The following is a 26215-nucleotide window of genomic DNA, read 5'->3' as shown; positions in this document are numbered from 1 at the left end:
AGAATTATCATTCTAATTCACGAATATAATGAACCGTGTCACATACGACATCAGGCTGTATAAAACGATGAGCACAAGATCAACATTTGGGCATGTTTTGACCCGAAATTTCGTGACGATCATACAGTTTTTTTAGTCAATAAGAAGTGAATTTTTCCTTGTAATATCTTTCTATCGGGCATTCATTTTACGTTCATAAAAGCCCGGATAAATTACTTAATATGAAGAGAAAATACCGTTATTCAGCACTAATTGGACTGGCAGGATTATTGGCTTTAGCAGCCAATGCTGCCCCTCCCCTTGAGATCGAAGAAGACCATGACGATGTCATGGAAGCCGTCGAGCAAGGTCTTATTCAACCATTTTCATCATTGCAGGCAAAAGTCAGCAAAGATATCGACGCCAGAATCATTAAAGTTGAACTCGACGAAGATGATGACGTCTGGATTTATGAGCTAAAACTCATCGATGCCAACAACAATATCGTTAAAGTCGAATATGAAGCGAAAACACTTTCCATCATCGAAATTAAAGGCCGCGGTCTGGAACATATTCTCAAGGTAACAAAATGAAAATTCTTGTTGTTGAAGACGAAATAACATTAGGCGAACAAATTGTCAGCGGCCTGGAACAAAGCGGCTGGGTAGCTGAACTTTCATGCGACGGCATTGATGCACTTTACAGAGCAACATCTGAACCGTGGGATGCCGTTGTACTGGATCTTGGCCTGCCAAAACTTGATGGCCTGACAGTACTAAAAGGCATTCGAGATGAAAATGTTAGTTGTCCGGTAATCATTCTTAGTGCCAGAAACGAACTGACCCAAAGGGTTGAAGGCCTGAATGCCGGTGCTGATGATTACCTGACTAAACCTTTTCAGATGGTTGAGCTGGTTGCCCGCTTACGTGCACAAATACGTCGTTCTTCAGGTAATGCTTCACCAGTTATTCAGGCCAGCGGAATAAGCCTGGATACAAGGACTTCAAAAGTACTTTATCAGGGACAGGCGGTTGATCTGACAGCTCTAGAGTTCAAAGTGCTTTCATACATGATGCATAACACCGACAAAGTTATTTCCCGTTCGGAACTGGTTGAGCACATCTATAAACAAGATTTTGACCGCGACTCCAATACCATTGAAGTTTTCATCGGTCGTATCCGTCGTAAAATCGGCAGCGATGTGATCAAAACAGTTCGCGGACTCGGATACAAAATCAATGCTGATTAGTACCCAAAGCAAATTTCTTCCCAGCCTGCGCAGCCGCCTGCTTATTGCAGCGGCTGTTTGGTTATTCGTTACCATTTTTGCAACAGGTTATCTGGTTCCCAGCTTCATCAAAAGCTACCTGGTCGATCAGGAAAAACAACAACTCTATCTCTACCTGGATGAGCTAACGGCACAAGTTGATGTTGATATGCACGGGCGGCTTTCACGACCTGGCAGGCTGTCCAATCCCAGATTTCAGTCACCATACAGTGGTCTGTACTGGACACTTAGTGTCAATGGCACAGAGCTAAGATCCCGCTCGCTATGGGATACTCGAATAACAGGTGATGAAAGAAAAGGGTTTTCCGGCCCTAACGAACAGTCGCTTCTGGTAGTTAAAAGAAAGTTCCTGTTACCTGAAATTGATGAACCCGTAGAGCTGACCATTGCCGCTAACCTGGACAAACTGCATTCCACGCTGAAGCAACTCACCAACGGCTTGTGGATGATCCTGCTGATTATGGCCATCGGCATCCTAATCCTTACTTGGTTACAGGTAAGTTGGTCCCTCTGGCCGCTAAAAAAATTACAGAAAAACCTGAATCAGGTGCGCGAAGGTGGCTCGACGGAATTAACTGGATTTTATCCAGTTGAGATCAGGCCAGTAATAGATGATCTTAATGCGCTGCTTTTCCACTATCAGGAGCTGTTAGAACGAGCCAGAAACCACGCAGGTAACTTATCTCATGCACTGAAAACGCCAATTGCTGTGTTAAATAATGAAGTCGGATTACTGGATGAAAATACCCGTTCAAAACTAAATCCACCACTACAACAACTACAACAACACATCGACTATCATCTAGGCAGAGCTAGAATGGCGGGCGCAGTTAATATTCTGGCAGCTAAAACTGCCCCTGCAATGCGGGTTGACGCGATATCTATGGCGATGGACAAAGTCTATGCTCATCGGGATGTTGTTTTGGTGAATGAGCTTGAAAGTGAACTGAATGTGGCAGTAGAAAAGCGAGACCTTGATGAGATCATCGGCAACCTGATTGAGAACAGCTATAAATGGGCAAACCGATTAATTCGGGTGCACCAGGCTGATATCAATGAACAGCAGGTCTCGATCATCATTGAAGACGATGGCCCGGGGATTGAAGAAACCATGTATGAATCGGTACTCAAGCGCGGAATCCGACTTGATGAAACGACACCGGGAACCGGCCTGGGACTGAGTATTGTCAGTGAGCTTGCGCACAGCTATAGAGGTAAACTGACTTTAACCCGCAGCGACCTTGGTGGCCTTAAAGCGGAGTTAAGTCTTCCCATCCCCCGCAACTAAGCCACTCTTTATTAAAGAAATGCAGCTGATTTAAGCTGCATTTTTTGTATCAGGTCGGCCAGAAAGTCAGGTTGGCGACTCGGGCAATCACGCCAAGAACAAAACAGGCAACGCCGGACCGATACCACTTGTATTCCACCACACTCATGCTGATCCGCCGATAAAACATCCGGATAACACCAAACCAGTCGGATGTACGCCTACCGTATTGAATAATTCCAGTGCTGATAAACATCATTCCTGAAACCAGGAAAATTATTTCAATAAATTTCATTGTTGCTTCCAGCATTCCTACCCCTTCGGTAATCCTTCGGAAATATAAATTCTTTATTCAACATAGCTCACAAGGAAAATTACTCCATTAGACAAAGGTGGAGCACCTCCCATTTGACATAGAAACGAAATGTCAGCTTGTATTCTCAGTGCCAATAATGATGAACGACTTAAGCATCTAAAGACAAAATATTAAATACAGATATGTATATCGATCACTATACCTTTCGTGTAGAATCCTGCCCCCGGAATTATCAACGAAGGATATCGAGGCGATATGCAATTACTCGAAGCCAAACTAAAAAAAATTGACCGTCATAACTACCGCAGCTATTCAAGTCTCCGCGGAGAATATCAATTCGTTGACTTCGACTTCTATATCGACACGACACAGGCCGATCCATATGCACCGGCATCACGAGTTCGCGCCCGCCGTCAATGGTCACTGACTGACCTTGAATGGCTGAAAGAGCAATCAGCTGATTACCAGCGTGCCGCCCGTGATTTTATCGCGCGTCAGTTTGCTGATCTTGCCCAGCAAATCAATGAAATCGAAATTGACCGTCCGGGTCAGACGATCCTTGACCGCACCGCTGTTGTTTTTGACGACGACGCAATTGAGCTTCGTTTCAGAATCAACCTACCGGCAGACGGCCGCACCATCATCGCGAAGAAAACACTGAACCTGCTGACTTTCGTGATGCCTAAAATCATCCGCCGTACCACCATTGCTCGCGAACTTCCGCTGGAAGAAATGAAACGTCATTGTGAAACGGTTGAAGATCAAGTGGCTATGCGTAGTCAGCTGGAAGAAAAAGGCCTGCTGGCATTTATCGCCGATGAAAGTATCCTGCCTCGCCTTGCCGGTAACAGTGATCTGCCAATGGCAGATGCCATTCCTTTCGTCAGCCCAGACAACCTTGCTGTTGAACTGGATTCACCGCACAAAGGTACTGTACGCGGTATGGGGATTCCGAAGGGGATAACTATGATTGTCGGTGGTGGCTTCCACGGTAAATCAACACTTCTGAATGCCATTGAAAACTCCGTCTATGATCACATTCCGGGCGACGGTCGCGAATATATCGTCACCAATGACACGGCTTCAAAGATCCGAGCTGAAGACGGTCGCTGCGTTCATAACGTAGACCTGACACCATACATCAGCAACCTGCCAATGGGCCGAGATACCAACGCTTTCAGTACCCAGAATGCATCGGGCTCTACCTCGCAAGCATCATGGCTACAGGAGTCACTTGAAGCCGGTGCACAGGCACTGCTGATCGATGAAGATACGTCAGCAACTAACTTCATGATCCGTGATGAGCGCATGCAGTCCCTGATTACAAAAAGTGATGAGCCGATCACTCCACTTGTGGACCGTATTTCGCTTCTTCGTGACCAGCTAAATGTTTCAGTGCTGCTGGTTATGGGTGGTTCGGGCGATTATCTGGATGTTGCAGACACAGTTATCCAGATGCACAACTACGAAGCCATCGACGTTACTGCAAAAGCACGTGAAGTTGTTGCTTCTCACCCTACCCGCCGTCAACTTGAAGGCAGTACGGAAATCAACCTACCACGTACTCGCAAGGTTAATCGCTCTGCCCTGCAGACTATGCTGGAAGACGGTAAATTCCGCATTCAGGTGAAAGACAAAACCTCGCTGCGTTTTGGTCGCGAATATATCGACTTACAGGCGCTTGAGCAGATTGCAGATGCCAGCCAGCTGCACTCTGTAGGTTGGCTGTGGTTCCAGCTGGCTCAGGGTAAAGGCTGGGAAAAAAATCCAAGCAAAGCATTTGCCCAAATGCTTCACGATAACTGGTTCCGCATGATGCCAAATTATGGCGACCTGGCTAAACCACGAGCTATCGAAGTAATGGCTGTACTGAACCGCATGCGTAAAGCTGAGTTCAAATAAAACAAGTTACACTCAACTTAAAGCGCTCCTTCAAGGGGCGCTTTTTTTATATCTGTGACATAAAAGGCCTTAAATAACAAAGATTAAGTTATAGATCACAATTAGCTCATTTATTCAGCGAGACAATATTTTTATGACTACGATTGAATATGCTCATCGGTGGGCTATCAAGGAGAATAAAAATTGAAACGTCTCATTCCTTTTATCGTCATCTGGCTATTTTCATTTGCCGCTCAAGCGGGAACCAGTACAGACGGAATTAACCAACAGGGTTATACCGAAACTAAATATCCGATCGTACTTGTTCACGGTCTGTTTGGCTTCGATACACTGGCCGGAATGGATTACTTCTACGGTATTCCGCAAGCACTGACCAAAAGCGGTGCGAAGGTTTATGTCGCCCAAATTTCTGCTACCAACAGTACTGAAGTACGCGGCGAACAACTGCTTGCCCAAGTAGAGGAAGTACTGGCAGTCACCGGCGCTGAGAAAGTAAATCTAATTGGCCACAGTCATGGCGGCCCTACTACGCGCTATGTTGCTTCCGTTGCGCCAGAACTGGTTGCTTCTGTAACCAGCATTGGCGGCGTAAACAAAGGCTCATACATTGCCGACCTGACCCGCAATACAATTCCTGAAGGTTCGATCCCTGAAGGTATCGGAGTAAAACTGGCTGAAGGGCTGACAACACTGATCAACCTGCTTTCCGGTGGCAGTCACCTTCCACAAGATCCACTGGCGTCACTGGACGCACTAACAACTGTGGGCTTGATGGAATTTAACAAGAAATACCCTGAAGGTGTTCCTTCAACTTACTGCGGCGAAGGTGAGTTCCTGGCTGATAACGGCGTGTACTACTACTCATGGACCGGCACCAGTAACTTTACCAACCTGTTGGATCCGACTGACGGTGCAATGGTGATTCTGGGGCTGGCTTTTGATGAACCCAACGACGGCCTTGTCGGTAAATGCAGCACCCACCTTGGCAAAGTGATCCGTGATGACTACAAGATGAACCATCTTGATGAAATTAACGGCATGCTAGGTGTCACCCACTTATTCGAGACTGCACCGACAACCGTGTATCGTCAGCACGCTAATCGTCTGCAACAACAAGGACTATAACAATGAAAAAGATCGCACTTGTGATTCTGGGACTAGTCGGCGCTGCAGGTGCGGTCTTTTACTTCCACACAGGCACCATCGATGAGCCTACTATTCAGGTTGCTTCACAACAGGATACAAAAATAGATAACGAATCCTCCCGGGATACATTTGATTACTTTCTTTCTGGTTTAGGTGAAGCGGATCTGGAAACCCTGAAGCAACACTTCGAAAGCTATAACAACCAGCAAACTGATGCATTTCAGCTAGATACTGAGCTGTTTGAAAAATTTATTCGCTATAAAACTGCTCTTCAAACACTTGAGCCATCAACGTTCGATCAACTCGACCTTGACTCCTTAAGACAATTGAATGACCAATTAATAGCCATGCAGCAACGTTTTTTTACTCCGGAAGAAAGAGCATTGTTATTTGGTGAAGAAAACCAATTGCGAGAACTTGCACTAAAAAAGCTAGAACTCAAAAAGCTGGCGACGGATGAAGAAGATTTCCAAAACCAATGGCAACAGGAAATCAATCAATTGCCGCCGGATCTGCAGTCAAGTTATCGAAATGCTCAGTTACTACCGCAATTACAAACAACCAATAACCTAGATCCACAAGAACGTTTCCTGGCAAACCAGGAGCTAGTCGGTTCAGAAGCGGCAGCCCGACTTGAAAAGCTGGCCGGGGAACGTGAAGCATTCCAAAACAAAGTCAGCCAATATCTTGAAGAACGTGAAGCCATCCAAAATGATGACAGCCTTAATTATGAGGAACAGGAAAAAGCGATAGAAGACTTAAGAAACTCCACCTTCTCAGAAAAACATAAAAGGCGAATTCAGGCGCTGGAATCAATTCATGACGAACAAGCAGGCAATAACAGTTAGCTAACACCTCCGATATTCCAGAAAATCACAGGTACAAAACAGACATAAAAAAACAGCGGATAAATCCGCTGTTTTTTTATTAATCACACCTTAGCTGAAGTGCAGTATTAGCCGCGTTTAAACTGCGCCATCAGGCGTTGTAATGCTTCCAGGCGCTCTACCAGCATGCGGGTACTTTCAACCGACAAGTCACTGGTTTCAGATGTCTGGGAAGTAAGCTCGCCAATGTGCTCAACATTTCGGGCTATTTCACCACTCACTCCTGCTTGCTCTTCAACCGCAGAGGCAATCTGGTGGCTGCTGTCTGTCACCAAGTTAAGCATTTCGTTAATTTCAGTCAGACGCTCACCGGTTTCAATCGCCTGCTGACGACAATGTTCAGACTGCTCGCCACCACGTTCAACGGCTTCAACCGCTTGCTTCGCAGTCTCTTGCAGGCGGTTAATCATCTGATGAATTTCACCGGTCTGCGACTGGGTCTTCTGAGCCAGTGAACGAACCTCATCAGCAACAACGGCAAAGCCTCGGCCAGCTTCACCAGCACGAGCAGCTTCAATAGCCGCATTCAGTGCCAACAGGTTAGTCTGATCTGCAATCGAACCAATCACATCCAGAATACCTTCGATCTGACGGCTGCTTTCAGACAATTCATTAATCACTTGCTTGGAGTTATCCAGTTCGCTATGCAGCGAGTGAACTGACTCAATCGTACTTTCTACACTCGTCTGACCGTTTGCTGCCACTTGCTGAGCCTGAATAGTCAACTCGGATGCCTGCGCGGCACTTTCAGCGACTTCTTTAACGGTTGAAGCCATCTGCCCCATTGCTACACCAACCTGCTCAGTCGCTTCAGCCTGTTGAGACAAATTGGTTTTGATTTGCTGCGTATTGGCAAATTCATCTTCTGCCGACAGCAAGATATCACCGGATGTCTCACTGGCACGACCAACGATAGCTCTCAGCTCTGCACGGCGCATACGCAATGCCAGTTCCACTTCTGAGTAATCATCTCTTTTACCGGTATAGATTGGTTCCATTACCGGGTTGTCATACGCTTTTCGTGCATGCTCTTTTAATGTATTCAGGCGGGTGTGCATAATGCCACTGATCCCCAAACCAGCAAGCAGCAACACAGGTACTAATACAGATAACCACGTAGACACCATGGAACCAGTGCCAGCTAAGCCCTGAATAACAGAAAATAATAGTGCCAGAACAAGGATGCTGTTCAGTAACGCACCCTGACGGAATCGAAATGTGCCAGTGCCTTTACCATTGTCCATGGTTTTATAGGCTTCAGTTGCACGCTCAACCTCATCTTTACTTGGCAGGCTTCGAACCGACTGATACTCAATAACCTGGCCTTTTTCATCAGTGATAGGGGTAACAAATGCCGAAACCCAGTAATAATCACCATTTTTACAACGGTTTTTAACCACCCCCATCCAGCTTTTCCCAGACTGGATGTATTGCCAAAGTTGCTTAAAGGCGGCTTTCGGCATATCACCATGGCGAACCATGTTATGAGGGTTGCCTACCAACTCATCTTCACTGTAACCAGCAACGTCACAAAACGTCTGGTTTGCATATGTAATGATACTCTTCGGATCTGTCGTCGAAATCAAATCAACCGCGGCGGAGTAATCAACAGCCTTCCCTTCGCTGTTACCTGTGGCTGGGTTTACATTTCTTGTCATTATTATCTCAATTCTTTGTAGGTATTATTTCGGGTTGGATCGTGTCAACCACTAAAATGACGCAAGCTTTCAATGCCATTGTGACATTTGTTCCATTTTACCAAAATGATTTAGATTAAATCGACATAAATTATTGCAAGCGGAACAAAAGCACATTTCTGTGTCTGTTAGTTACAAACGGACTAATTCAACGGTGATATGTATAACAAAAAAAGCCCATGATTTATATCATGGGCTTTTTTCATATTGGTAAATTTATTTCTTGGAAAAAGAAAGGAATACTGTCGATAACGGTGGCAGATCAAGCTTAATTGAATGCGCCAGACCATGACTCTGCTTATCAGTCGATTTCACAGCCTGGGTAACAGGTGCCTGGCTACCCCAATATTTTCCATCATCTGTATTTAGCAACAGCTTATACTCACCTTCTTGCGGTACACCCAGGGTGTAGCCCTGACGAGGAACAGGAGTAAAGTTAGAGACAACCAGTACCTTATCGCCATTAAGAGCAAAGCGCTCATGAGCCAGAATGCTGTCATCAGCATCATCCTGAACACGCCATTCAAAGCCTTCAGGGCTGCAATCCTGTTCGTACAAAGCAGGCGCAGAGGTGTATAACTTATTCAGGTCCTTAACCAGCTTCTGCATACCGCTGTGTCTTGGATACTGTAACCAGTGCCATTCCAGCTGTCCTTCATGCGCCCATTCGGCGCTCTGTGCAATTTCAGCACCCATGAAGTTCAGCTTCTTACCCGGCTGACCATACATGTAACCCATGTAAGCGCGAAGGTTAGCAGTTTGCTGCCACTCATCACCCGGCATTTTGTTCAGAAGAGAACCTTTGCCGTACACCACTTCGTCATGAGAAAGCGATAACACGTAGTTTTCACTGAATGCATACACAAGTGGGAAAGTAATAGTGTTGTGATGGTACTTACGATGTACAGGCTCTTCCTTAATATAAGAAAGGCTATCGTGCATCCAGCCCATATTCCATTTAAAGCCGAAGCCCAAGCCGCCCATATCAGTCGGTTTAGATACACCAGGGAACGCCGTAGATTCTTCAGCAATCGTCATTGCATTCGGGTAACGACGATAAACTTCTTCGTTCATCCAACGCAGCAGGCTGACCGCATCGAAGTTAACGTTACCGCCTTCATGGTTAGGAATCCACTGATCATGCTCACGTGAGTAATCGAGATACAGCATTGATGCAACCGCATCAACACGCAGACCATCAATGTGGTAATGCTCGAACCAGAACAGAGCATTAGAAACAAGGAAACGACGAACATGATCGCGACCATAGTCGTAGATGTAACTCTGCCAATCCTGATGCCAGCCACGACGCGGATCCGGATCGTTAAACAATGCGGTACCGTCGAAATTCGCCAGACCATGATCATCTGACGGGAAGTGAGCCGGAACCCAGTCCAGAACAACACCGATACCCGCCTGGTGGCACTGGTCGACAAAATACTTGAAGTCATCCGGTGAACCGTAACGGCTGGTTGGAGCGAACAGACCGATTGGCTGGTATCCCCATGAGCCATAGAACGGATGCTCAGAAATAGGCATCAACTCAACATGGGTGTACCCCATCTCGCTCAGATACGGAATCAGCTCGTCAGCCAGCTCACGGTAATTAAGGAAATCACCGTTTTCCTTTGTACGCCATGAACCTGCATGCAGCTCATAGAATGACAACGCTTCCTGATGTTTGGCGGTAACCGGACGGCCCTGCCATTTTTCATCATTCCAGCGGTATTTCTCCTGATTATAAACCTTAGAAGCAAACGACGGATACTGCTCTGAGTGGTAACCCCACGGGTCAGCTTTATGCGGTAATCCATTGCCTGCTGCATCTTTCAGTTCGAACTTATACAGTTCGCCGTCATCCAGGCCAGGGACAAACAGTCCCCACAAACCGTTATCCAGCTTCTGCAGCGGGTGGCGGCGACCATCCCACGCATTGAAGTGACCAACAACACTAACTGCCGAGGCGTTTGGCGCGAAAATTAAGAAACGAACACCTGAAACAGGATTGTTGCCCCTGTTAAGCGTGATCAGTTGCGCCCCCATCTCACTGTGCATCTGAGATGGATCATTCAAGGCATCGCCTGATGGTAGCAGATTGTGGAACTGGTACGGGTCGTAGAGTGTTTGTTCGCCATGTGGCCAGCGAACGATAAGTTGATAAAGTGCAGTGGTAAAATCCGTATCACCTTCTAGTACAAAGCCACTCTCGGCTTCGCGGTTAAGCGTGAAACGCTCTCCTTTTTCAGTTAATGCTTCAACAGACTCAGCCCCAGGCATCCACACGCGAAGTGCAATGTCCTGAGACTGATATTGAGGCCCTAAATATGAAAACGGGTCCGAAAATGCAGCTCTTTCGAGCTGCATGTATTCCTTATCACTGCGGGTCACTGTAGGTGTGTCCAACGCATTACTCCTGATTATTGTTTTTGTGAAGCTTTCTCTCGTGTTTCAGTTAAACGTCTAGTTAAATCAATAATGTTTTGACGTGTAAAGATATCGTCTAACGTCGTTGAGAGCTTACGACGCCAGTTTGGATATTCATCAACGGTGCCAGGAATGTTTACCGGCTTATCCATTTCCAGCCAGTCTTCCAACTGCAGACTCAGCAATGCACTTGAACCGGAAGCAAGGTGTAACTGCATACCTTCGCTCAGATAACTGTCCATCGGTACATATGCAGCATCACGACCAACACCTTCAGGAAGATAACCATGCCAAGCCAGACTATCAAGGATTTTCTGCTTGCTTTCAGCACGGCCATCAAACAGGCCTGCCAGTTGCTCCTGATCAGGGTACAGACCAAGCTCTTCGCCCATTTTCAGATCATCACAGTGCCAGAAACCTCGCAAGGTCGGCATATCGTGGGTACATAGTGCCGACATTGACTGATCCGGGTAGTGAGTCGGTGAATAGAAACCACCGTCTTCCGCTGTTTCGAAGAAGAATACTTTGTAAGAGTGAATACCTGCGGTAGCCAGCTTATCAACGATTTCATCAGGCACTGTACCAAGGTCTTCACCGATAACAGTACAGTTGTGACGATGACTTTCCAGAGCAAGAATCGACATCATGTCTTCTACTGGGTAGTACATGTACGCGCCATCTTTAGCACCTTCACCCTTAGGAATCCACCATAGGCGTAGCAGGCCAAGAACATGGTCAATACGCAGTGCACCACAATTACGCATGTTAGCGCGAAGCAGTTGAATATACGGATCGTAAGCTGTTTCCTGAAGCACTTGCGGGTTCAGTGGTGGCAAGCCCCAGTTCTGGCCTAGTGGACCCAGGATATCTGGTGGCGCGCCAACGCTGACGTCCTGACACAGTGCACCGTGATCAGCCCAGGTTTCAGCACCTGAATCACAGACACCAACGGCAAGGTCGCGGTAAAGACCCATTACCATGCCTTTTTCATCTGCCAACTCATGTACTTCTGCAAGCTGAGTATCAGCCAGCCACTGAAGGTACATAAATAGCTGAACTTTCTTGTAGTTTTTCTTAATGAACGTCTGAACAGCAGAATTGTCGAAGTGGCGGTACTCTTCAGGGAATACAGGCCAGCCCCATACAGAATCATCTTCTTTCTTCAGTTCGGCATGCAACGCATCAAAAGCTGCCTGGTGAAGCAGGCTTTCACCGCCATCTTCAACAAACTGAAGGAATTTCTGAGCACGTGCTGTCTTCTGATCAAGGTGACGTTCACAGAATGTTTCGAACAGCAAAGGCAGTACTGCCATCTTCAGGCAAGATACTTCGCTGTAGTTAACCCAGTTTGAATTGCGGGCTTCCGCAAGTCGCTGCTGGAATTCCTGGCTGCCTACCAACTGCTGTGCCTCATCACACTGTGCAAACTCGCAAACAGAACTTACATCAATGTACATAAGGTTCAGCCAGCGTCGTGAAGACGGGCTGTAAGGGCTCGCGCCTTCTGGGTTAGCCGGGAACAGAGAATGAATCGGGTTAAGACCGACAAAATCACCACCGCGGGCAGCAACATCGGCAACCAGTTGTTTCAGGTCACCGAAGTCACCGATGCCCCAGTTGTGATTGGTACGAATTGAATACAGCTGAACGCTGGTACCCCATACTTTCTTGCCTTCCAGCAGTTCATTCTGCTTGTAGCAAGATTGAGGAGTCACGATCAGAGTCATTTCAAAAGGAGATTTACGACGCTTACGGAACACTTGCAACTTGTGGTAACCCCAAGGCAGATCATCCGGTAGTGCAAATACCAGTGCACCACCTTCTGCACGCTCATCTTTGATCAGCTGTGACTGTAACCAGCCTTCCATCACCTCGCCCTGCTCGGTTTCAAGATGCCAGCTAAAATCACTGATGCGTGCACTCTGACCAAGGTTCATGGCAATGTGCATCGGCTCACCAGTGCGCACTACCTGTACCGGTGCCAGTACGTCCGGGCGATGTTTTTTAGTTGCTGATTCCAGCAATGTTTCATCGCTCTTTGTGTCATAGCCAAGGGCTGCAAGCAGACGACGCAGCGTCTCATCACTTACCTTAGCTTCATCTCCCCAAGCACTGACATAGCTATCTGCAAGACCTACCATGTCAGCAACTTGCTTTAATACTTGATCGTTTTTCATCGTTCTCTCCGATAGCGGCCTCGCGGCCGCTACGATGTTAGGGTTTTGCTGATATCAATTCAGACTTTTAATTCACCAAATGGGGTGTGAATTAACGCTTCACAGCTTCTAGTTTCCAGATGTTATTGGCGTAGTCTCGAATACTACGGTCTGAGCTGAACTTGCTCATCAATGCAGTGTTTAGAATTGCTTTGCGTGCCCAATTTGCCTGGTCACGGTATTCTGCATCGATTTTCTCGTGAGTCTTCACGTAGTCGGCAAAGTCAGCCAGTACCAGGTATGGGTCACCGCCGTCCAGCAGGTTGTGGCGAATTGCCGCAAGCTGGCCCGGGTGGCCTGGTGTGAACTCATCAGTTTCCAACAGATCCAGAGCTGCGCGTAGTAAGCTATCAGCATGGTAATAACGGTATGGGTCGTAACCCTCTGCTTTAAGTTTTTGCACTTCATCTACCAGCAGACCGAAGATGAAGATGTTGTCTTCGCCAACTTCTTCACGCATCTCTACGTTTGCGCCGTCCATAGTACCGATTGTCAGGGCACCGTTCAGAGCGAACTTCATGTTACCTGTACCAGATGCTTCTTTACCTGCAGTAGAGATTTGCTCAGAAACATCAGCAGCCGGGAACAGAATTTCTGCAAGGCTTACACGGTAATCTGGGATAAAGACAACTTTCAGCTTGCCGCCAAGACGCGGGTCGTTATTAACTTTCTCTGCAATTTTGTTGATAGCAAAGATGATGTCTTTAGCCAGCGCGTAACCCGGAGCAGCTTTCGCACCAAAGAAGAATACGCGAGGGTGCATATCAAATGTCGGATCATTAATCAGACGGTGGTACAGCGACAAAATGTGAAGCAGGTTCAGGTGCTGACGCTTATACTCGTGCAGACGTTTGATCTGGATGTCAAAGATTGCATTAGTATCTAGCTCGATACCCATGTTTTCCTGAACCCAGTCAGCCAAACGTTGTTTGTTTTCTTTCTTCACTGCCATGTAGCGTTTCTGGAACGCTTTATCTTCAGCGAATTTCTCAAGACCAGCGATTTTTTCAAGTTTCTTCGGCCAGTCATCACCCACTTTCTCGCTGATCAGCGCAGAAAGACCAGGGTTACAGTATTTGATCCAACGACGTGGTGTTACACCGTTAGTTACGTTGGTCAAGCGACCAGGGAACAACTCGTTGAACTCTGGGAACAGGTCACGTTTAACCAGTTCAGAGTGAAGTGCCGCAACACCGTTAACTGCGTAAGTGCTGACTACACAAAGGTTAGCCATGCGAACCATACGCTGCGGTCCTTCTTCAATGATTGAAAGCTTGCGCTTCACTTCATTGTTGCCAGGCCATGTTTTCTCAACCAGCTTCATGAAGCGGTGGTTGATTTCGAAAATGATTTCCATGTGACGTGGAAGCATTTGAGCAATCAGAGACTCAGACCATGTTTCCAGAGCTTCAGGAAGTAGTGTGTGGTTTGTGTAAGCAAAGGTGTGAGAACAAATTTCCCATGCCTTGTCCCAGCCCAGCTTGTACTCATCAATCAGAACACGCATCAGTTCAGGGATTGCGATAGTCGGGTGAGTATCGTTCAGCTGGATAGTTTCAAGCTTAGCCAGATCTTCAATTGTGTTGCCCGCGCCAATGTGACGACGAAGGATGTCCGCTACAGAACATGCGCAGTGGAAGTACTGCTGCATCAGGCGAAGTGCTTTACCCTGATCGTGGTTGTCATTCGGGTACAGAACTTTAGTTACGTTACCCGCTTCAAGAGCCGGGTACTGAGCACCAACGTAGTCGCCGTCATTAAAGCGAGCCAGGTTGAAAGGTGCTGGAGAGCGACATTCCCACAGACGCAGTGGGTAAACGCTGTTATTGTCGTAACCTACGATTGGCAGATCCCATGCAATACCTTCAACAGTCATGCCTGGAACCCAGCGACGACAAGTGTGGCCGTTTTCATCAGTGTAAGATTCAACGTGACCGTAAAGATTAACAGTCTGAGCAAGCTCCGGACGGATAACTTCCCAAGGGTAACCCTCTGCACCACGCCAACCGTCTGGTGACTCTACCTGACGACCGTTTTCGAACGACTGACGGAACAGACCATATTCATAGTGCAGGCCGTAACCAATAGCAGGGTATTCCTGTGCAGCCAGGGAGTCCATGAAACATGCAGCCAGACGACCCAGACCACCGTTACCTAGTGCAGGGTCACGTTCTTCTTCAAGAAGGTCTGTCAGGTTCTGACCCAACTCTTCCATTACAGCCGCTACTTCTTCGTACAAGCCCATGCTGATCAGGTTGTTACCTGTCAGGCGGCCAATAAGAAACTCAAGAGATAGGTAGTTAACGCTGCGTGCTTTCTCTTCGGCAAGCTGCTTTTCAGTTTCAAGCAGGTTACCTGTGCTGATTTCAGCCAGTGCACGGCCCATTGCCATGTACCAGTTACGCGCGCTTGCTGTTTCAGGCGTTACTGCGTAAGTAGTTGTTAGGTGCTTTTCTACAGTCGCCTTAAATTCTGCTCTGTCGAATCGTTGTGTCTGACCATTTGTAGTCATGGTTCAATCTCTCTCTTAGGATTATTTCCAACTGCTGCCTATGTTGCCTTCGATAGTCCGGTTAAACATCCTCCCGCCGGGGGGAGGATTAGGGATGAGTGGCAGGGGCGTAGTTACCAGACCCCCTCCCATTTTGTGACGTCCTGCAAAAAATCGAGGTGGAGAAGGCACTTAACAGCCCGAAAGGTGCAACAAAGTTCATAAAAATAGATTAAATCATGTGCGCAGCCAGGTGATCTTTTATTACAGATTGTTTCAATATATGTGATGTAGCTCATATTTCTAGGGATGAGAAAACATAGAATTACTAAATTCACCCCGTAGAAGGTTAAAGTTAAGGACCAGTTCACACGGCGTGAAGAAATTTTCATGCATGTTTTTGAGAACAGCATTGCATAAAGCTCATATAAGCCCCCCGCTAAATGATGGGAAATAAAATCTAAGAGCTTTCAACGGAACCTGAAACCTTACAAAAAGACACAAGACTATGTGGATACCATCTAAACTGACACGGCCGGCTCGTCTTCATAATGCAATACTACGCCCAAGATTGCTGGAAGCACTTGAACAGGCACCTTTTTACCGTCTTGTACTATTCCGCTCTCCGGCTGGCTATGGCAAGACAACCATGGCAGCACAATGGTTAAGTGACCATCCTCATACTGGCTGGTTCAATATTGATGAGAACGACAACGACACATTCCGATTTGCCAATTACCTGCTGCAATCTATCAACAAAGCGACAAACAACGCCTGTCTGAAAACACAGGCGATGGCAGAACGCCGTCAGTTTGCCTGCTTATCAACCCTATTTAGTGAGCTGTTCGGCGAACTAAGCGAATACCACGAACAGACTTACCTGGTACTTGATGACTACCACGTTATCAATAACGACGATATTCACGATGGCATGCGCTTTTTCCTGAAAAACATGCCGGATAACATTACGCTGGTTGTTACCAGCCGCACCCTTCCCCCTTTGGGTACAGCTAACCTGCGTGTTCGCGACCTGCTGATAGAAGTTGATAATGATCTGCTGGCTTTCGATGAAGAAGAGACAGAGCGTTTCTTTAATAAACGAGTCAGCAATAATGTTGAGACAGATGTACTAAAATCCCTGCGCCAACAAGTGGAAGGCTGGCCTTCAGCTTTGCAACTTATCGCCCTTCATGCCCAGCAAAAACCAGACAACCTAGTTGAATCAGCAGTTAACGTCGCTAGCTTTAACCGAGGTCATTTGTGGGACTACCTGGCAGAAGAAGTGTTTGATCAGCTGGATCAGGAAACTCAGCAGTTCCTGCTACAGTGTTCTGTATTGGACATGTTCAATGCCCATCTGGTAACAGACCTGACCGGACGAAGTGACGCACTGGCCATGCTGGAATCGCTGAACCGCTACGGCCTGTTCCTCAATAACCTGGAAGGTGATAACAACTGGTATCGCTTCCATAACCTGTTTGCAGAATTCCTGCGCCACCAGCGTTATTCTCAGATTCCACAGCAGCGTTCTGAGTTGCACACCATGGCGGCTAAGGCTTGGCTCAAGCAGCATTCGCCTCAACAAGCTCTTTTGCATGCGCAAAAAAGCGAAAATAAAGAACTGACGATTGAAATCCTTTCTGAGTACGGCTGGGAAATGTTCCATCACGGTGAGCTGAAACTACTTCAGGACACCATTGATGGTTTAGACAGATGCAAACTATTCAGCACCCCTCGCCTTGTTCTGCTTCGACTATGGCTGATCCAAAGCCAGCACCGCTATAACGATGTCGGCGATCTAATCGCAGAAGCCGAAGCAGAAATGCAGAAGTACAACATTGAGCTGGATGATGCGCTTCAGGGCGAATTCAATGCCCTTCGCGCACAAGTTGCAATCAACCAAAGCAAACCGGAAGATGCTTTGATTTTGTCAGAGCAAGCACTTGGGCAACTGCCATCTACGACCTACCGTAGCCGAATTGTCGCGACCTCAGTTGTCGGTGAAGTTCATCACTGTCTGGGTAACCTCAGCCGTGCGCTGCCTATGATGCAACAAACGGAAAAAATGGCTCGTCAGTACCATGTATACCATCAGGCACTTTGGGCAATCCTGCAACAAAGTGAAATCCTGCTGGCACAAGGCTATGTTCAGTCTGCATTCGAACAGCTTGATCAGGCTTTCAAACTGGTAAAAGAACAGCACCTACAACAAGTACCGCTGCATGAATTCCTGCTCCGACTGCGTGCCCAGATCCTCTGGTGCTGGAACCGTCTGGATGAAGCGGAAGAAGCGGCACTGAAAAGTCTTGAAGTGCTGGCACCGTTCGACGAAACCAAATCCCTTCATGCCTACTCTATGTTGGCCCGTATTGCCGTTACCCGAGGCGAACAGGACAAAGCTTCCCGCTATCTGGAACTGTGTAACAGCATGATGGATCGCACCCAGTACCACATCGACTGGCGTGCCAACACAGATTTAGCCAACTTGTTCCACTGGCAAAACACCGGTGATCAGGAAAGTATTCAACACTGGCTTAAGCAGGCAGAGGAGCCGGAAGGTGCCTGTAACCACTTCCAGCAACTTCAGTGGCGTAATATTGCCCGCGCCTGTATGAATGCCGGCGAGCTTGAGCGCTCAAAAAACATTCTGGAAATGCTGCAGGAACATTGTGATAAGCATAATCTGATCACAGACAAAAATCGTAATCTTGTGGTACAAGCGGTACTTAGTAAGCGTATAGGATTGCGCCAAGAAGCATTGAAACAACTGAAAGAAGCACTGGTTCTGACCAACAGCACAGGGATGGTTGGTATTTTCCTATGCGATGGCAGTGAACTTTACGATCTGCTTCAGGAACTGGTTGATACTCGTTCACTCAGTGAACTTGAGCTTCACCGCGCACGTCAGCTACTTCGTGAAATGACCAGCAAAGAACGAAACCGCTCGGTTCACTTTGATGAAAGTTTCGTTGAAAAACTGCTGAATCTGCCGGATGTGCCAGAGCTGATTCGCACCAGCCCGCTCACCCAGCGTGAATGGCAGGTACTGGGATTGATTTATACCGGTTACAGCAATGAACAAATTGCTTCTGAGCTTGATGTGGCTTCAACCACAATCAAAACTCATATCCGAAATCTTTACCAGAAGCTAAATATCGCTAACCGCCAGCAGGCCATTGAAACAGCAGAAAACTTACTCAAGATTATGGGCTTCTGATAGCTATCTGGAGCTCAGCAAAGGTTAAGGATGACCTATGATTGAATGGAGCTGCGATCGAATCTGGTATCAGGACATGCCGTTCAAAGTGAACGGCATTCCTGTCGGTGCCCGAATGACAGTCATTCGACTGAATGACAACAAGCTGTTGATCCACTCACCAGTCCAGCTAACTACCCAGTTACAACTGAAGCTAAGTAAACTCGGACAAGTTCATGCGATCGTTACACCGAACATGAATCACCACCTGTTCCTTTCTGAATGGTGGCTGACCTACCCAGAAGCTTATTTTTTCGCTCCGCCCGGACTACAGCACAAGCGTACAGATCTGGCCTTTGACGACGCACTCAGTGCACAAACGCCCGTACTCTGGCGTCATCAACTCTATCAGACCCTACTTCGTGGCAGCGATAAAATGGAGGAAGTTATATTTTGCGATCCCGTATCGCATACCTTAATTGTCGGCGACACTCTAGCATGGCTTAAACCCTCACCGAGTTTATTAACGACAGCGTTAGCATTAGTTAACGGCTGCTATCATTCACCGGGAATGCCATTGTACTGGCGAATGACATTCAAAGATAAAACCCGCTTACGCCAGTCACTGCAGGAAATCCTCACCTGGCCATTTGATCGAATCATTCTCTCCCACGGTCAGGTCATCAGCGAAAACGGTAAAGAGAAGTTTCACCGTGCTTTTCAATGGGCACTGTAACGTGCCATCACAACCTGTTGAATTTAAAAATCAATATCTTCATTTTTTTTGACAAAGACTATACGACTTAGCGCTTTTTTGCGAGGTTGATAACATACGTTAAATCTATGTTTTCATTTCTCACGCATAATTGTATGACATAACTCAATCTTTTATATGTAATTGAGAGTATATTTAATTGGTTGCAATGTGTTGAGGGAACAAATATGAAAGCATCAAAGCTATATTTTAGAGACGTTCTGGGCATTGTTCTGGTCATCTCCTCTATCTTGGTAACACTGGCTGTGATTTTTGATGTGTTGGCTGTGCTTAATTATTTCTCTCATGAAGAAGCATTGGCCTCTACATACCTTCACGAGTCGTTACCGCTGTTTATTTTCTTAATCCCTGCTTTCCTGCTCGGTAAGTATATTAATCGTCCAAACTGGGTAGCGGAACTGACAGCTTTTCGCCTAGAAGTAGCTAAGAAAATCAGTGCTAACCTAAATTAAAGCCTTCCAGCCTGTCACAGGGTTGGCACTGTTAAAGCCTGGAGTCCCACTCCAGGCTTCCCCCTACCTCCCCCCACTACATATCTATACTTTTTCTTTCTTCCTGGATTCAGCAAGCTCTTATCATGTCGTTGATAGATAAAGCTGAATGCAAAATGAACCAAGCCATCATAATTCATTCAATACCCCACAAGCATACTGCTCTCAACAGTTACCAACATGAACAATTATGAGAGGTTTGTATGACTCCTGTAAGCATCGTAATCATCACCCTGAATGAAGAAAAACGTATCGGTCGCCTGCTTGATGACCTGAGCAAACAGACGCACAGTGATTTTGAAGTCATCCTCGTTGACTCCAACAGCGAAGATAAAACTTGTGAAATCGCCAAGGGGTTTGAAAAAGCTTTACCTGCACTAACCGTTCATAAAATGGAAAAACGAGGCGCCAGCCTAGGAAGAAATACCGGTGCAAATCTGGCATCAAACGAACGTATTCTGTTCATTGACGCAGATGTACGTCTTGACCCGACATTCCTCACCAATGCCCTTCACCAGCTTGAACAAAAAAAACTGGACGTAGCCGGGGTCTACATGAGTGCGAAGCAACTCTCATTGGGTTACAAACTTGGTTACGGTGCATTCAATGCAGGGCTGTATATGACGTCGTTCTTTTTCCCGACATCCGTCGGAGCATGCCTGTTCTCGACCAAACGAGTCCACGAAGAAATCGGCGGATTTGATGAGGCCATTGTCCTTTGCGAAGACTGTGACTATGTACGCCGCGCATCACAAACCTGGCGTTATCGCATGATCCCAGTTAGCTTCTGGTTTGACCCTCGCCGCCTGGAGCAAGATGGCTTTTTAAAGATGGGGCTGACTTACCTCAAAGCCAATATTCGCCGCTTCTTCTTCGGAGAAATGCGCAACAACGAGATGGAATACAAATTCGGTCACTATACGGACGCAAATAACAAATGTTAAACGCTGAATGGTGGTGGTATTTCGGAGGAAGCCTGCTTGATGCGTTGATTGGTCCCAATCTGTTTTTTCCCGGGGAACCTTTCTTGCTGGCAGCAGGCTACCTGCTCAATGAAGGTGCGGTGTACGGTGTTCTTTCAGTACTGGCCGGAGGATTAATTGGCGATCAGCTCAGTTATTTCATTGGCCGGAAACTAGGAGCAAAAGGCCGCCACACACTAAGCCAACGCATCCCGAAAACACGCCGCCCTTTCGCCCGGGCGAAACTAGTACTGAAAAAACACGGCCCCCTGGTTGTGGCCGCCGCTCGATTACTCGGTCCAGTCGCGTGGATCACGCCTTTTCTTGTTGGTTCATACACTATGCCATGGATGACGTTTACTATGTACTCACTTATAGGCCTGTTTTTAGGTGTCGGGCAGTTCGTACTGCTGGGTTTATTTCTGGCACAAGGTATCCAACTTATCCCAGACATGTCCAACATTACGCTGTTTCTCAAAGAACACAGCCTGCTGGCAATTGCGATCATGCTTGCTTCAACCATCAGCATCTTCCTTTACCGCAGCCGTAGCTGGAAGAAATGGCTTAAAATCAGCTTTTGTTGGCTTTCAATTATGGGCAGCGTCAACTACATACATTTCTTTGTTGGCAACGCATACGCTTACGAAAGCAAAGCAGCTCACAACGACAACATCGAGCTTAAATCACTCGATTATGCTGTTTACCCCGGTCTGGCTCCAGTTTACAAAGCTCAACCGATCAACATTGTTATCAAAGGCAATACACCTCAGGATTTGATGGGTGAACTGGGCTGGATTGAGAATAAAACATTTTCACGAAATGATCTTAACTTCACTAACTACATAAGTTTAATTTCCAAAAACTTGCCACCAATATCAGACCTATATTGGAACCAGCAACCGCAATGGTCAGCATACCAAAAAGCCGGAGATTTAATTAATAGGAAACATATTCGCTGGTGGTATGCAGGAAGAGAAAAACAAACAGAAAAAGATATTTGGGTAGGTTCTGTCAGCTATGACAATGATTTAAAGCTGGCGCATTATAAAGGGATCATTACCATTCTTCACGCTATCGACCCAGATATTGACAAAGAAAGAGATGATTTTGCAAATAAGGCAAAGAGTTCAGGATGGGATATAGAATACAAGCAACTCGGCAGCCCGGTAGCATATTCAAAAAGCCGCCACTATTTCAGTGACGGCCAAGTGATATTACTATCAAAGAAAGCTTAATTTATTCAATAAAACAGCAGTTGATATTCCCTTACCGACTGCTGATTGGATATAAGTTAGCGTGGGCGAGCAAAGTTCTGAGTCCAGTAAATGCTGTACTGTGAACCTGATGAACCTAGTACTGATGCCGCACCAATTTGAGTATAATTAGCACTCATGATGTTCTTACAGTGGCCAGGGCTGTTCAGCCAAGCCGTCATAACCGCATCAATATCTTTCTGCCCTGCTGCAATATTTTCACCCACAGCACGCCAGTCATAACCTTGTGCTGTTACACGGTCGGCCGGTTGTGTTCCATCCAGCCCTGTGTGGCTGAAGAAGTTATAGTTTGCCATGTTGCTTGAGTGAACAAACGCAGCTTGCTCCAGTGCATAATCCCAGGTCAGAGCAGGTACAGCCGGCATCATCTCACCACCACAGCTTCGCGCCTGAGCTCGTGCCGCATTAACTGCTGCCAACATTTGGTCTGCAAAGTCACCGCTTGGAGTCGGTTCTGGCGTTGGTGTTGGAGTCGGCGTTGGGTTATAGCTATCGTTGCTTCCGGTTGAATCACCTGTACTACCACCTGTATTAGTGTCACCACCAATATTTGTGTCACCAGAGTTAACAACATTTGTACCTGTAGAAGCGGTATTGGAAGAAGAGCTGCCTTCAGAACCGCCACCAGCACCACAGCCAGTAACAACAAACATAGAGATTAAAAGTAGTGATAGTTTTCGCATGGCTACATCCAGAATATGTTTTATTGAACTAAAGATTTCAAAATAAACTTCTGTGGGTAATTAACAGCAAAAAAGTATATTGAGAAAACTCAGACTTATTCAAAAACTGATATTCCTATCAGCTTCAACGTGGGGACAATATACTGACTGGCAGCTGAACACTTCAATATGCAACGATTACTTTTTAAACATCCTGACAGACAATTGACAAAATATGATGTTGTTCAAGATCACAAAACAAAAATAGTTAATCTTCTATTTCAACAGGATAATAACCTCAATATCAGTATTGAGACTTACCACAGAAAAATGGACAGCAATGTATAAAAAAGTGTAATTCATCGGCATAATTTATGCCAACGTAAATTCCTTAATTTAATTCAGGTGGTAAAAACAAGATTATTTATAAGAAAAGAAACCACAAATAAAATAATAGAAATAATATTTTGCTGATATTTATTTGTGGTAGAAGCAAAAAAGTACATTTACTTTTTGTTAAATTTCATCTCACACGGTTAGTTTTACTCTCAAATCTGTAACATCTGCTCTATGCGAGATCTTCCTGAGTAACACTCACACCTTTAATTTGAGCAAAAACCTCATCACCCACATTAAGTTCAAGCTCATCTGCCGCCCAAAGCGTGATGTTCGCCCATATATTGGCTTCCCCCACACGAAGGCGAACGGCTACTTTCTCGTCTTCATCGACAGGCAGGATCTTATCAACACGCGCTTCAAGAATGTTTCGAATGCTGGTGTGGTGTGGTTTCGACTTGGTGATTGAAACGTCATTTGAGTGAATACGTACCCTCACCCACTCGCCGCGTGCGCGGCTTAGTTGGCTTACCCACAAGCAAGCCTTATGGTTAAGCATTACCTGCGTCAGTGCGTATTGGGGATGAGAATGGTTAACACGCGCCGTGATCAACGAGCTTTGTTCGCGAGATGGTAACCATGGGCGCATCTCGGGAGAACCCCATACACTATTAACATGACCGGAGATAACCACCTTGCCCTCATTAAGCATCACCATATGGTCGGCCAAACGTAGAATCTCATCCAGACTGTGAGTAACATAAACGATAGGCGTGTTGACTTCCTTAGCCAGCTTTTCCAGATATGGCATCAATTCTTGCTTTCTTGGTAGGTCCAGCGATGCCAGCGGTTCATCCATCAACAACATATCTGGCTTTGTCAACAATGCTCGCCCTATCGCAACGCGCTGCTTTTCACCACCAGAAAGCGAGGACGGATAACGCTTCAAAAGCGCTTCAATGCCCAGCAGACGAACAACGTCATTGAAGTGCGCCTCATCTTTATTGCTACAGCCATAAGTCAGGTTCCCCGCAACTGTGTAATGAGGAAACAAGCGTGCATCCTGAAACACATAACCAATCCGGCGTTTTTCCGGCGGTAAATCGACACGATTCTCACAGCTAAACAATACATGCTCGCCGAGCTTAATCGAACCGCGGTCAGGCTTACTCAGGCCACTCAACACATTAATAAGGGATGTTTTGCCGGTACCGGAGCGACCAAAAATCGCAGTAATCCCCTGCATAGGCAGATCCAATTGGACGTCGAGCTGCAAATCGCCCAGCTGCTTTTGAACATTAATCGCTAACATTGAGTTTCCAACCGTTTACGGGCAATTCGGGCAAAAAGTTCAGACACCAGCAACGATGCCAGCGCAATAATAATGGCAATGACACACAAACGAGCAGCCTCGGTTTCAGCGCCAGGCGTTTCAATAAAGGAAAACATAGCCAGCGGGATTGTTTGTGTTTCACCTGGGATGTTTGAAACGAAAGTGATGGTGGCACCAAACTCCCCCAAAGCACGAGCGAAAGCCAGAATCGCACCGGTCAGAATACCCGGTAGTGTCAGTGGTAAGGTAATAGTAAAGAAAACTTTAAGCGGGCTTGCGCCTAATGTCCGCGCTGCCTGCTCCAGTTTAATATCCACACTTTCCAGCGCTAAGCGAATGGAACGAACCATAAGCGGGAACGAGACAACCGCCACAGCGATCACCGCCCCTCGCCAGCTAAAACTGAAAGTAAGACCGAACCAGTCGTATAGCAGCTTACCAATTACTCCCTGTCGTCCCATCATCGCAAGTAAAAGGTAACCAATCACAACTGGCGGTAACACCAACGGCAGATGGACAATACCGTCCAAAATAGCCTTTCCGTAAAACTGGCATCGCGCCAGTAACCACGCACATAAAATGCCAAGTGGCAGGCTGACCAGCACTGCCACTCCGGAAACTTTCAAACTAAGTTGCAGTGCCTGCAGCTCGTATTCGGTTAACACGCTTAGTTAACTCCAAAACCGTATTTCTCAAAAATCTCGCGTGCCTGATCCGATTGCAGGAAGTCATAGTATGCTTTTACCTGCTCACCTGACTTATCTTTTACGATAGCCACGGGATAAGTGATCGCGGCATGGCTTTCATCCGGCAATTCAGCCACTACTTTTACCTTCTCGGAAATCAGGGCATCCGTTTTATACACGATCCCAAGCTGCGCTTCCTGCTTTTCTACCAGAAGAAGAGCCGAACGAACACTATTTGCACGAGCAAGCAGTGGAGAGGCTTTTCCCCATAAACCAATAGACTGCAAAGACTCTTTCGCATAAATACCCGCCGGAACATGTTTAGGATCGCCAGTTGCCAAACGAGTACCATCCAGAGCTTTAGCCAAATCCCATGACGCAGTCACTTCTATTTTGTCCGCAGGATATGCATTCGGCGCAATCATTACCAAGTGGTTTTTCAGCAGGCTTTTACGAGTCGGCGGCTCGATGGCTTGCTGTTTCTCGACATAATCCATCCATTTCTCATTGGCAGAAAAATAGATGTCAGCTGGTGCCCCCTGTGCAATCTGACGAGCCAGCGTCGATGAGGAAGCAAATGAAAGCGTTGATTTAACACCTGTTTTTTCTTCATACACTGCCGACACTTCGTTCAAGGCATTGGTCAGTGATGCCGCAGCAAAAACCGTTACCTTCTCTGCCGCGAAGGCCGAGCCGGACGCACCCAGAACACAAGTGGCAGTAAACAGACATGCTAACAAGCGCTTATTCATAGTTTCCTCTAAAGTCAGTTAACTCAATTTTCGATATATACTAGAGTATATATCGAGACATGGAAATAGATCGTTGTCTGATTTTTTTGGGAAAGAAGGCAATAAACCGGAAATGCACAAAGAAGACCGGAAGGA

General features: G+C 46.6%; 20 protein-coding genes. 11 read left to right on the top strand and 9 right to left on the bottom strand.

Annotated features, from left to right (window positions below):
* The first annotated feature begins 221 nt into the window (after positions 1-221).
* Genes AACQ93_RS20050 through AACQ93_RS20040 form a run of 3 tightly spaced genes read left to right on the top strand, consistent with a single transcriptional unit; the run spans position 222 to position 2555 of the window.
* Positions 222-572, top strand: coding sequence for a PepSY domain-containing protein (locus tag AACQ93_RS20050; protein ID WP_064608150.1), 351 nt, complete (start codon positions 222-224; stop codon positions 570-572).
* Entirely contained in the window at positions 569-1228 is a 660-nt protein-coding gene (locus AACQ93_RS20045) for a response regulator transcription factor (RefSeq protein ID WP_064608148.1), read from the top strand. Before AACQ93_RS20050 ends, AACQ93_RS20045 begins: the two co-directional genes overlap by 4 nt.
* Complete coding sequence (locus AACQ93_RS20040) at positions 1218-2555, top strand: ATP-binding protein (RefSeq protein WP_064608146.1); 1338 nt, start codon at positions 1218-1220, stop codon at positions 2553-2555. The genes AACQ93_RS20045 and AACQ93_RS20040 overlap by 11 nt, the downstream gene beginning before the upstream one ends.
* A gap of 49 nt (positions 2556-2604) precedes the next feature.
* Here the strand turns inward: AACQ93_RS20040 and AACQ93_RS20035 are convergent, their stop codons facing one another.
* Positions 2605-2844, bottom strand: a complete 240-nt coding sequence (locus tag AACQ93_RS20035) for a hypothetical protein (protein ID WP_007465340.1) — start codon at positions 2842-2844, stop codon at positions 2605-2607.
* Between the two features lie 261 nt (positions 2845-3105).
* Between AACQ93_RS20035 and AACQ93_RS20030 the strand changes: the two genes are divergently transcribed.
* The 3 genes from AACQ93_RS20030 to AACQ93_RS20020 all read left to right on the top strand — a co-directional run bounded on the left by AACQ93_RS20030 (position 3106) and on the right by AACQ93_RS20020 (position 6746).
* Complete coding sequence (locus tag AACQ93_RS20030; protein WP_064608143.1) at positions 3106-4752, top strand: ABC-ATPase domain-containing protein; 1647 nt, start codon at positions 3106-3108, stop codon at positions 4750-4752.
* Between the two features lie 204 nt (positions 4753-4956).
* Entirely contained in the window at positions 4957-5877 is a 921-nt protein-coding gene (locus AACQ93_RS20025) for a lipase family alpha/beta hydrolase (protein WP_369808755.1), read from the top strand.
* Between the two features lie 2 nt (positions 5878-5879).
* On the top strand, positions 5880-6746 hold the full coding sequence (locus tag AACQ93_RS20020) for a lipase secretion chaperone (protein WP_064608139.1): 867 nt from the start codon (positions 5880-5882) through the stop codon (positions 6744-6746).
* Between the two features lie 107 nt (positions 6747-6853).
* Here AACQ93_RS20020 and AACQ93_RS20015 read toward each other — a convergent pair whose 3' ends face one another.
* From AACQ93_RS20015 to AACQ93_RS20000, 4 genes are all read right to left on the bottom strand, one after another.
* Positions 6854-8443 carry a methyl-accepting chemotaxis protein gene (locus AACQ93_RS20015; protein WP_064608137.1) on the bottom strand — a complete coding sequence of 530 codons (1590 nt, stop codon included), beginning with the start codon at positions 8441-8443 and terminating at the stop codon, positions 6854-6856.
* Positions 8444-8698: 255 nt separating this feature from the next.
* The gene (gene glgB / locus AACQ93_RS20010) at positions 8699-10846 is read right to left on the bottom strand and encodes a 1,4-alpha-glucan branching protein GlgB (protein ID WP_064608135.1); all 2148 of its coding nucleotides are present in this window, start codon (positions 10844-10846) and stop codon (positions 8699-8701) included.
* 53 nt (positions 10847-10899) lie between these two features.
* Entirely contained in the window at positions 10900-13083 is a 2184-nt protein-coding gene (gene malQ / locus AACQ93_RS20005; RefSeq protein ID WP_007465330.1) for a 4-alpha-glucanotransferase, read from the bottom strand.
* A gap of 91 nt (positions 13084-13174) precedes the next feature.
* Positions 13175-15634: a glycogen/starch/alpha-glucan phosphorylase gene (locus AACQ93_RS20000; RefSeq protein ID WP_064608133.1), complete on the bottom strand. Its 2460-nt coding sequence runs from the start codon at positions 15632-15634 to the stop codon at positions 13175-13177.
* Between the two features lie 487 nt (positions 15635-16121).
* Between AACQ93_RS20000 and malT the strand changes: the two genes are divergently transcribed.
* From malT to AACQ93_RS19975, 5 genes are all read left to right on the top strand, one after another.
* Entirely contained in the window at positions 16122-18830 is a 2709-nt protein-coding gene (gene malT / locus AACQ93_RS19995; RefSeq protein ID WP_064608131.1) for an HTH-type transcriptional regulator MalT, read from the top strand.
* 37 nt (positions 18831-18867) lie between these two features.
* A complete protein-coding gene (locus tag AACQ93_RS19990; RefSeq protein WP_064608129.1) occupies positions 18868-19545 on the top strand; it encodes a DUF4336 domain-containing protein in 678 nt (225 codons plus the stop codon).
* A gap of 206 nt (positions 19546-19751) precedes the next feature.
* Entirely contained in the window at positions 19752-20036 is a 285-nt protein-coding gene (locus AACQ93_RS19985) for a hypothetical protein (protein ID WP_007464971.1), read from the top strand.
* 242 nt (positions 20037-20278) lie between these two features.
* A complete protein-coding gene (locus tag AACQ93_RS19980) occupies positions 20279-21019 on the top strand; it encodes a glycosyltransferase family 2 protein (RefSeq protein ID WP_064608127.1) in 741 nt (246 codons plus the stop codon).
* Positions 21013-22272, top strand: coding sequence for an LssY C-terminal domain-containing protein (locus AACQ93_RS19975; RefSeq protein ID WP_064608125.1), 1260 nt, complete (start codon positions 21013-21015; stop codon positions 22270-22272). The genes AACQ93_RS19980 and AACQ93_RS19975 overlap by 7 nt, the downstream gene beginning before the upstream one ends.
* A 56-nt stretch (positions 22273-22328) precedes the next feature.
* Here AACQ93_RS19975 and AACQ93_RS19970 read toward each other — a convergent pair whose 3' ends face one another.
* From AACQ93_RS19970 to modA, 4 genes are all read right to left on the bottom strand, one after another.
* Positions 22329-22994, bottom strand: a complete 666-nt coding sequence (locus AACQ93_RS19970; protein ID WP_064608123.1) for a CAP domain-containing protein — start codon at positions 22992-22994, stop codon at positions 22329-22331.
* A gap of 547 nt (positions 22995-23541) precedes the next feature.
* Complete coding sequence (modC, locus tag AACQ93_RS19965; RefSeq protein WP_064608121.1) at positions 23542-24621, bottom strand: molybdenum ABC transporter ATP-binding protein ModC; 1080 nt, start codon at positions 24619-24621, stop codon at positions 23542-23544.
* A complete protein-coding gene (gene modB, locus AACQ93_RS19960) occupies positions 24615-25307 on the bottom strand; it encodes a molybdate ABC transporter permease subunit (protein WP_007464960.1) in 693 nt (230 codons plus the stop codon). Before modB ends, modC begins: the two co-directional genes overlap by 7 nt.
* A gap of 2 nt (positions 25308-25309) precedes the next feature.
* Entirely contained in the window at positions 25310-26080 is a 771-nt protein-coding gene (modA, locus tag AACQ93_RS19955) for a molybdate ABC transporter substrate-binding protein (RefSeq protein ID WP_064608119.1), read from the bottom strand.
* Between the last annotated feature and the right edge of the window lie 135 nt (positions 26081-26215).

This window comes from Photobacterium sp. J15 (genome assembly GCF_963870815.1).
GTDB classification, from domain to species: Bacteria; Pseudomonadota; Gammaproteobacteria; order Enterobacterales; family Vibrionaceae; genus Photobacterium; species Photobacterium marinum.
The sequence above is the reverse complement of the archived record's forward strand: the minus strand, read 5'-3'. Positions and strand labels throughout refer to the sequence as shown.

Excerpts from the sequence above, each read along its gene's own strand:
- malT (WP_064608131.1), top strand. The coding sequence starts at position 16,122 with ATGTGGATACCATCTAAACTGACACGGCCGGCTCGTCTTCATAATGCA.
- AACQ93_RS19985 (WP_007464971.1), top strand. The coding sequence starts at position 19,752 with ATGAAAGCATCAAAGCTATATTTTAGAGACGTTCTGGGCATTGTTCTG.
- AACQ93_RS20030 (WP_064608143.1), top strand. The coding sequence starts at position 3,106 with ATGCAATTACTCGAAGCCAAACTAAAAAAAATTGACCGTCATAACTAC.
- AACQ93_RS20040 (WP_064608146.1), top strand. The coding sequence starts at position 1,218 with ATGCTGATTAGTACCCAAAGCAAATTTCTTCCCAGCCTGCGCAGCCGC.
- malQ (WP_007465330.1), bottom strand. The coding sequence starts at position 13,083 with ATGAAAAACGATCAAGTATTAAAGCAAGTTGCTGACATGGTAGGTCTT.
- AACQ93_RS19990 (WP_064608129.1), top strand. The coding sequence starts at position 18,868 with ATGATTGAATGGAGCTGCGATCGAATCTGGTATCAGGACATGCCGTTC.
- modC (WP_064608121.1), bottom strand. The coding sequence starts at position 24,621 with ATGTTAGCGATTAATGTTCAAAAGCAGCTGGGCGATTTGCAGCTCGAC.
- AACQ93_RS20000 (WP_064608133.1), bottom strand. The coding sequence starts at position 15,634 with ATGACTACAAATGGTCAGACACAACGATTCGACAGAGCAGAATTTAAG.
- AACQ93_RS19975 (WP_064608125.1), top strand. The coding sequence starts at position 21,013 with ATGTTAAACGCTGAATGGTGGTGGTATTTCGGAGGAAGCCTGCTTGAT.
- modA (WP_064608119.1), bottom strand. The coding sequence starts at position 26,080 with ATGAATAAGCGCTTGTTAGCATGTCTGTTTACTGCCACTTGTGTTCTG.
- AACQ93_RS20045 (WP_064608148.1), top strand. The coding sequence starts at position 569 with ATGAAAATTCTTGTTGTTGAAGACGAAATAACATTAGGCGAACAAATT.
- AACQ93_RS19970 (WP_064608123.1), bottom strand. The coding sequence starts at position 22,994 with ATGCGAAAACTATCACTACTTTTAATCTCTATGTTTGTTGTTACTGGC.
- AACQ93_RS20035 (WP_007465340.1), bottom strand. The coding sequence starts at position 2,844 with ATGCTGGAAGCAACAATGAAATTTATTGAAATAATTTTCCTGGTTTCA.
- AACQ93_RS19980 (WP_064608127.1), top strand. The coding sequence starts at position 20,279 with ATGACTCCTGTAAGCATCGTAATCATCACCCTGAATGAAGAAAAACGT.
- AACQ93_RS20020 (WP_064608139.1), top strand. The coding sequence starts at position 5,880 with ATGAAAAAGATCGCACTTGTGATTCTGGGACTAGTCGGCGCTGCAGGT.
- glgB (WP_064608135.1), bottom strand. The coding sequence starts at position 10,846 with ATGCAGCTCGAAAGAGCTGCATTTTCGGACCCGTTTTCATATTTAGGG.
- AACQ93_RS20050 (WP_064608150.1), top strand. The coding sequence starts at position 222 with ATGAAGAGAAAATACCGTTATTCAGCACTAATTGGACTGGCAGGATTA.
- AACQ93_RS20015 (WP_064608137.1), bottom strand. The coding sequence starts at position 8,443 with ATGACAAGAAATGTAAACCCAGCCACAGGTAACAGCGAAGGGAAGGCT.